General features: G+C 33.0%; 8 protein-coding genes. All 8 read left to right on the forward strand.

What is annotated here, in order from left to right:
• The first annotated feature begins 402 nt into the window (after positions 1-402).
• Positions 403-906 carry a hypothetical protein gene (locus PGOND44_RS14545; RefSeq protein ID WP_003445408.1) on the forward strand — a complete coding sequence of 168 codons (504 nt, stop codon included), beginning with the start codon at positions 403-405 and terminating at the stop codon, positions 904-906.
• Positions 906-1,970, forward strand: a complete 1,065-nt coding sequence (locus tag PGOND44_RS14550) for a hypothetical protein (RefSeq protein WP_155943857.1) — start codon at positions 906-908, stop codon at positions 1,968-1,970. Before PGOND44_RS14545 ends, PGOND44_RS14550 begins: the two co-directional genes overlap by 1 nt.
• Before the next feature lie 11 nt (positions 1,971-1,981).
• A complete protein-coding gene (locus PGOND44_RS14555) occupies positions 1,982-2,593 on the forward strand; it encodes a DUF6705 family protein (RefSeq protein ID WP_003445424.1) in 612 nt (203 codons plus the stop codon).
• Positions 2,594-2,763: 170 nt separating this feature from the next.
• Positions 2,764-3,624, forward strand: a complete 861-nt coding sequence (locus PGOND44_RS14560) for an exonuclease domain-containing protein (protein ID WP_003445426.1) — start codon at positions 2,764-2,766, stop codon at positions 3,622-3,624.
• A gap of 233 nt (positions 3,625-3,857) precedes the next feature.
• A complete protein-coding gene (locus PGOND44_RS14565; RefSeq protein WP_003445428.1) occupies positions 3,858-4,691 on the forward strand; it encodes a hypothetical protein in 834 nt (277 codons plus the stop codon).
• Positions 4,692-4,845: 154 nt separating this feature from the next.
• The gene (locus PGOND44_RS14570; protein ID WP_162138439.1) at positions 4,846-5,421 is read left to right on the forward strand and encodes a hypothetical protein; all 576 of its coding nucleotides are present in this window, start codon (positions 4,846-4,848) and stop codon (positions 5,419-5,421) included.
• 160 nt (positions 5,422-5,581) lie between these two features.
• On the forward strand, positions 5,582-6,112 hold the full coding sequence (locus PGOND44_RS14575) for a hypothetical protein (RefSeq protein WP_003445432.1): 531 nt from the start codon (positions 5,582-5,584) through the stop codon (positions 6,110-6,112).
• Between the two features lie 133 nt (positions 6,113-6,245).
• Positions 6,246-6,729 (forward strand): hypothetical protein (locus PGOND44_RS15970; RefSeq protein ID WP_003445434.1); only part of this gene is annotated, 484 nt, incomplete at its 3' end.

The following is a 6,729-nucleotide window of genomic DNA, read 5'->3' on the forward strand; positions in this document are numbered from 1 at the left end:
CATAGCTAGTCAGTTCATTAATCGAAGTTAAGGTATATTTGCGAGTCCGCCAAATTTTTAAATTTGGCTTATTGAGAAAAAAAGATAATAAGAAAAATTTAAAAATTCGGCTCGTGCTCAATCCGAAACTAATTGTTTAATTCACACGCTACGAGCCATATACAGGAACGTTGGGGTTAATTTTAACTCAAACTGAAAAGTAGTTACCTGGCCCAATGTTAAGTTTTATTCATTCTCAATTTGAAAATAAATAGAGTGAATATAAATTTGAATTACTAACTTTAAACCATAAATGGTATGGAACAAAAACGAATCGTAACTTATCTCAAACTTGGCATCTTGCTTTTTGGAATTTTGCTTTTGAATAATGCTTGCGAAAAAGACATCGCTGTTGAATAATCATTGGAAGAAAACAATAATGCATTTGTACCAACTGTAAAAACACTTTCCAAAGATAATGTAGGACAAACTTTTAATAATCTATCTTCTCAGTTAAATATTGACCCTTACTTGCAACTAGAACAAAAAAACATACATGGCAAAACTACGAAGGACACGTTAGGTATATCTGTTTATACGGATGTCATAAAAGAAGTTACTTTAGGTAATTATAAATCTTATACCATGAGAATCACTTCTGAAAATGACCAAAGCAGTATCTTTTATAATCTTACTCTTGAGGACAAGAACGGACAACCTGATATGTTTGTTACTCAATACATACCAACCCAAAACTGGCTAAACGATCAAAATCAAGTATTCGAAGGTAATATTACAACAATGGGTATTGTGATGATATTACACATGCACCACCATCCGGTGGCGGTGGCCCAACTGAACCAGGAAGTGGCTATCCGCCAGACCCTCAAGGAAGCCCCTACTACCCAACTAATTGTGATGGTGTAGTGATAGTAACTTATGAAAGTGTAGCCTATTCCTGTGGTTGCGGTCATATGCCTGGGGATGATTGCCAAGGATGTACTAGTAGCAGTCCAATGTGGTCAGGCTACCATGAAATACCTTACTATTATTGCGATGCTACCGATTATGGTTCCGATCCAAGGGACGATACCAATAACCCTAATCCAGGGGGTGGTGGAGGTGGTTCAGGAAATGGCGATGGCACATCACCTGACGATACTCCAATAACTGTACTTATTCCACCAGGTGAAGAATGTGAAAATCCACCGCCTGGCGATTTAAATGGGGATTGTAAATTAGATGCTTATGAAGTTTGTCTTTTACAAGGCAATAGCAAAGAAGTTTGTGAGTGTGTGGCAGATAGAGGAACCGTAGAAGAGTGTCTACAAGATATAAAATGTGAACGCTTAAACAGATTAGTACAAACCGATGGTTTAGGTTCAGATATATTACCAGTTGTCAACCAATTAAGAACAAAATTAGGCGCAGGTAACAATGAGTGGTCTATGAGCTATAAAAATGTTTGGTCAGAAGAGGGCAGAAAAAACGTAACCGATGATGATGGCTTACAAGAAGGGCCTTCAGATGAAAGATCACCTTTTAATTATACCACTACTTGGATAGGCCAAATTCATTCGCACCCTGAAGGCAAATTAGCAGTGCCTTCTTGGCTAGATATAAGAGCTCTTAAATTGCTACACACCGAATCCTACGACGTTTTCAATGATGAAGTATTTATTATGGTTGTAGCACCAAACAACATCACTTATGCTTTAAGAGTAGACAATATTCAAACCCTTATTGATAAAATTGATGCCGATATGCAAAATGCTAAAGGGAATAATGATGATGAAAAAAGAAAATATATTAAGGAAGAAATGAGAGAAGATTATAGTAATAGCAGCAACTTAGAAAAAACCTTTTTAGAGCTTTTTGGTGATTACGGTATTTCCTTCTATGAAGCCACAGATGCTACCTTAAGCAATTGGAAACAATTAGAGTTAGATGAAAATGACAACGAAACCGTAACCGAAACCCCTTGTAATTAAAACTTAAAGTGATGAAAAAAATAATATCAATAATAGCAATTGGATTAATTTTTTACAATTGTAAAGCACAAAGTCCAGTATTAAATATGGAAGATGCAAATGTTACTAAAAGTAAAGCCCCTGATAATTCATATTATAAAGATGTAAATAATACTCTCAATAATTTTGAAGGTACATGGTTATATACCAATGGGAATACCTCTTTAAAGATAATATTAGTAAAAAGTACTCAATATTTTAACGGCGATTTTTACGAGGATTTGTTGATTGGTGGCTATCAGTACATAGAAAATAGAGTAGAAAAAATAAACACGCTTTCTGATGCAAATGACCCAAGTATTGGTAGAGCTGCAAGTATTAGAGGCAACAATATCTATAATAATTGCAGATACTCACCTGTTGATGATTGTGTAGATGGAGAAAAAAACTTAGACTTATCAATAAATGATGTTCCTTTAGAAGGGCACATAGGCACTTTAAGATTATTTAAAAGAACTATTAATGGGCAAGAAGCCTTAAAAGCTAATATTTCTATGAACTATTTTCGTGATGTAAGTGGCCCAGCACCAGATCCAACATTACCTTGGCGTATGGATAATATTGTGTTAATTAAACAAAACTGATATTAAAAAACTAACCACAACCATGCATATGTTCAATAGCGGCTTAAGTTTACACCTAAAGTCGCTTTTGATTTGCTTAGTTAATTATAAATCAAAAAAACAAGTATATTTTACCGCTACTGCAACATATGCAAGTCCGTTGTAAACAATGCAAAAAAAACTACGAACCAATGAATGAATTTTACGTTTTAGATGTTGAGACAGCGAATGCGGACTATTCAAGTATTTGCCAAATCGGACTTGCAAAATTTGAAAACGGAGAACTGACCGAAAAATGGGAATCGCTAATCGACCCAGATGATTACTTTGACGGAATGAACATTTCCATTCATGGAATTACGGAAAAAATGGTCAAAGGCTCACCGACTTTCGAAGAAATCTATCCAAAGTTAAAAAACATTTTGGAAAATAAAATAGTGGGACATCATATGCCTTTTGACAGAATTGCTATCAATCGAGCGTGTGAAATTGCCGAATTGGATTTAATAGAAACTAATTGGCTTGACTCGGCTAAAATTGTCAGACGGACTTGGGAAGAGTTTGCTTACAAAGGTTTTGGACTTGCCAATATTGCTGACCATTTGGATATTGAATTTGAACATCATAATGCTCTTCAAGATGCAATCGCAACTGGAAAAGTGATGTTAAAGGCATTTGAGAAAAGCGAAATGACTTTAGAAGATTGGTTTGGTAGAGTAAAAAGACCAATTAACATTTATGCAAATGGTTCAACGACAATAAAATTAGACGGTAATCCAGAAGGACTACTTTACGGAGAGAATATTGTTTTTACGGGGGCTTTGATGATACCAAGAGCCGAAGCTGGGAAAATTGCATCTGAATTAGGTTGTAATGTTTCGAATTCAATTACCAAAAAAACAACAATGTTAGTTGTCGGAATTCAAGACACGACAAAACTTGCTGGATATGCAAAAAGTTCAAAGCACAGAAAAGCGGAGGAATTAATAAATAAAGGAATTGGAATAAGGATTTTGTCCGAAAATGATTTTAGTGCTATAACAAACGATTGAGAAAGCACAGTTTACAACAATGGCTATAATTAATACGGGTTTTGGTGCTTAACCCAAAGTTTAGAGTTTTTAAGGAAGTCCGCCAAATCTTTTTGATTTGGCTTTAGAACAAAAAAGATAAAACAAAATAAAAAGTTTTGGCTAAGTGCTTAATCGAAAGTTTAATTACTTTTAATATCCGTACTAACCATAGCCGAGACGTTGTAAAACATTAGAAAAAATTACGAACTAAAATGGGAACTTGGGGAACAGCCATAAAAAGTAATGATACTTCAGCAGACATTTATGCTGAATTTTTTGACTTGTACAATGATGGAAAAGAACCCAACAAAATAAAAGAAAAGCTGATTTCCGACAACCCAGAAAGTAGTAATGATTTTTGGTTTGCTTTGGCTTTAGCTCTTTGGGAAACAAAAAGTTTACCAACCGAAATACTCGAAAAAGTCCGCCAAATAATTAAAAGCGGTTCGGACTTAAAACTTTGGGAAGAACTTGACGCAAGCAAATCTGATATCAAAAAACGGAAAATCGTACTCGAAAAATTCCTGGTCAAATTAGAATCAGAAAGACTTAAGGCAAAGGCACGAAAAAAGAAGAAAACCAAGGAACCAATTTTTGAAATGGGAACTTGTCTTGTTTTTAAATTAGAAAATGGAAACTATGGTGGAGCAATAGTTTTGAGCTCGGATTCGGAAACTGGCTATGGATATAATCTAATTGTAACTACAAAACTAAATCAATTAACAAAACCGACTTTAGATGATATTGAGAATAGTGAAGTTTTAATTAATGACTTTGGGAATTGGCAAAATAGTATAAATTGGTCTTGGTACTTGCCTGATGACTCTTTGACCTGTATTTTCGAGCCAATAGGAAAACTGGAAATCGATAAAATTTATCATCCAAATGAAACAAAAATACTGGTTGGATATACAGCCAATTGGGATTTAATCAGTTCTTCAATCCTAAAGCAGTTGGAACACGAAAAAACCAACGGGAAAACCAAAACTTTTCCAACAAAACGATTGATAAAGAACAAAAAACGGAAATGGTGGCAACTCGGATAAAAAACGTTTTACAACAACATATAAAAACAATGCTAACGTACTGCTCAATCGAAACATTGTGCTCGCTTGCTTAGCGGTTTGTCCTGCGGACAATCACGCTCGCCTGCTCGCACTGTTTTTATACGAGACGTTATGCACAAATGGATAAATGAAAATGAAACTAATTTTAATACTACTTTTTATAATAAATCCTCTATCAGATAATTATTTACTTATCGCTGAGAGTGAAATAAATGAGAAAATAGAAGATAAACTAACAAAAAATGATCAATACTTTGATAAGAAACTTGAATCATTTTTTAAAAATTATGTGACTTCTAATCAGATAGCTGTTCAAAATGCTGAAGATGGATTAATCTATCATGAGTATTTGGAATTTCTTCTCCATAATGGTGCAGGTTTAAATAAAATTGATGAAAACAAGCAGACCAAAGAAATTAGAGAAGAACTTGAAATTATTGATTTAAATAATGAAAGCGGAATAAAAAATTTATTTTATAAAATTGTATCCCCAGTAGTTCAAAAGTTTAAAGAAGAGTTGAGTAAAGAGGAGTATGAAGATGAACTAATTTTAGAAATTTCAAAAAACAAACCAAGTCAATACGACAATATTGATATTGCCTTATTAATCAATTGGTTAGTTCACAAATATGATCCAAATGATTTTAATAGACCTTTTTTAAAGAAATTCGTTATTCTATTTATTTTCATACAACTCGAATTAAATTAATAATCAGTGCATAACACCTAGTATGGCAAATAGCTTTTGTAGGCTAAACCGAAAGATTGATTATATTTAAAATCATAAAGAAAAACCGAAAAGGTAAGTAAGTATTTACACGCCACTTGCCATACTAGTGACCCGTTGGCAGCAAGCAAAAAAATAGAATTTGAAAATAAATTTAGACTTCATAGAAAAATTAAAATATTACAAAGTCTCTTTGATTTTTATATTTATTGGAGTTTGGTGTCTGACTTCAGAAATCGAAAATTTTAGCTTTGAGATTAAGGAAATTGGCACTTTAGGAAAAATTGGTGTTTCAGTTATGACTATTGGAATATTAAACTTAATATACCTTCATAGAAATCTTTATTATTTAAAATCTCAATTTAAAATAGAAAAAGATGAATTTAAAAATAGATTACTTAAGACTGCCGAGGAGAATGAATGGGAAATAAACGAAATCAATTCTAACTACTATATTTTAAATACAAATCGCTACGATAAATTTGAAAGAAATGATTTTTTGAAAAAAAATTATTGCGAAAGAATTTACGTGAAAATCGATAATCCATTCATATATTTTAAAAGCGTTAATGATTTTGATTCAGATCTTGCGATTAGAATTTCAAGCGGAGAAAATAAATTAAACGAGAAGTTAATTAGAAATATACTAATGCCAGCTGCCAACAATGTATAACCGCAATTACGGCGGATTCGACCACGTCCGAATCCACGCGTAATTGCTAACTTCCGTGCTTAACCGAAAAACCTCGTATATTTATCCGTAACTGCGGTTATACTAAACGTTGGCAACAAGCTGAAAAAACGAAATGCTGAAAGGAAAACGAAAACTGATTTTACTAATTCCTATTGTAATTCTGACTTTTTTTGTCGGAATGCGATACGAATTGGATTATCGGATTTTGACTCGTAAAACGGTAAAATATTTGGCGGATTATAAACTCGGATTTTATGGCGGAAAGGACTTTCGCCTTTTTCAAACGGACATTGCTTTTATTTTGACTTTAATCCCAATCGGATTTTATTTGACATCACGAAAGATTAGTTCTCTGAAAAAAATAATCGGACTGAATTTAGTCTATCTGATTTTAATCCCGACTTTTTACTGTCTTTTTTGTTTTCTCGAAAGTCAGTTTATAGAAATAACTATAACGAATCCAATAATGAATGACGGAATTTTAAAATATCATCAAAATAACGTGAATTATAAAATGATTTTATTTTTGACAATAATCTCGACTTTTATTATCGGAATAATATTTAAGAAAATAACAACCGAAAAAAAGCCAGTTG

This window comes from Psychroflexus gondwanensis ACAM 44, from assembly GCF_000355905.1.
Lineage (GTDB): Bacteria > Bacteroidota > Bacteroidia > Flavobacteriales > Flavobacteriaceae > Psychroflexus > Psychroflexus gondwanensis.

Coding starts and splice junctions, on each gene's coding strand:
- PGOND44_RS14555 (WP_003445424.1), top strand. CDS start 1,982: ATGAAAAAAATAATATCAATAATAGCAATTGGATTAATTTTTTACAAT.
- PGOND44_RS14560 (WP_003445426.1), top strand. CDS start 2,764: ATGAATGAATTTTACGTTTTAGATGTTGAGACAGCGAATGCGGACTAT.
- PGOND44_RS14565 (WP_003445428.1), top strand. CDS start 3,858: ATGGGAACTTGGGGAACAGCCATAAAAAGTAATGATACTTCAGCAGAC.
- PGOND44_RS14570 (WP_162138439.1), top strand. CDS start 4,846: ATGAAACTAATTTTAATACTACTTTTTATAATAAATCCTCTATCAGAT.